1 protein-coding gene is annotated in these 1,045 nt (G+C 70.0%); it reads left to right on the top strand.

Annotated features, from left to right (window positions below):
• The coding region (locus tag IEY93_RS37195) for an acyltransferase domain-containing protein (protein WP_189167856.1) at positions 1-1,045 on the top strand (1,045 nt) is incomplete at both ends.

Below are 1,045 nucleotides of genomic sequence, written 5' to 3'. Positions count from 1 at the left end.
TGATGTTCGCCGGTCCGGCGGAGGTGCTGGACGAGACGGGGATGACGCAGCCTGCTCTGTTCGCGTTCGAGGTGGCGCTATTCCGGCTGCTGGAGTCGCTGGGCGTACGACCGGATGTGCTGGCCGGTCACTCGGTGGGTGAGATCGCCGCTGCCCATGTGGCCGGGGTGTTGTCGCTGGCGGATGCGTGTGCGCTGGTCGCCGCACGCGCGAGGTTGATGCAGGCGCTGCCGTCGGGTGGCGCGATGCTGGCGGTGGCCGCTTCTGAGCAGGATGTGCTGCCGTTGCTGGCCGGCCGGGAGGATCAGGTCGGCATCGCAGCCGTGAATGGTCCGTCCGCAGTGGTGGTCTCCGGCGCCGAAGCGACGATTGACGAGATCGCGACCGTAATGGCCGAGCGTGGGGCGCGTACGCGCAGGTTGCGGGTGTCGCATGCGTTCCATTCGCCGTTGATGGAGCCGATGCTCGCCGAGTTCCGGGATGCGGTGTCGTCGCTGGTCTTCAACGAGCCCTCGATCCCGGTGGTGTCGAACGTCACCGGGCAGATGGCCGAGCCGGGACAGCTCATCGACCCGGGGTATTGGGTGCGGCATGTGCGGGAGGCGGTGCGGTTCGCCGACGGGGTCTCTGCGGCACGCGCTGCGGGGGCGACGGTGTTCGTCGAGGTGGGTCCGGATGCGACGCTGACCGCGTTGGCCCAGCAGAGTCTGGATGCCGACGAGATGGTGCTGCTGGTGCCTGCGGTGCGCAAGGACCGGGACGAGGTGCGTGCGTTCGTCCAGGCGTTGGGGCAGCTGCACGCCGGTGGGCTGGCCGTCGACTGGGACGCCTACTTCGCCGCTGTCCCCGCCCGGCACGTCGACCTGCCCACCTACGCTTTCCAGCACCAGCGGTACTGGATGACGGCGCGCGCCGCCGCCGGGAACGTGGACGCGGTCGGGCTGGCGTCCGTCGACCACCCGCTGCTCGGTGCGGTGACGGAGGTGGCCGGCGGGGAGTCGGTGGTGTTCAGCGGCCGGTTGTCGGTGGATGCGCAGCCGTGGCT

Source organism: Sphaerisporangium melleum, assembly GCF_014646695.1.
In the GTDB taxonomy this organism is placed as follows: domain Bacteria; phylum Actinomycetota; class Actinomycetes; order Streptosporangiales; family Streptosporangiaceae; genus Sphaerisporangium; species Sphaerisporangium melleum.
The sequence above is the reverse complement of the archived record's forward strand: the minus strand, read 5'-3'. Positions and strand labels throughout refer to the sequence as shown.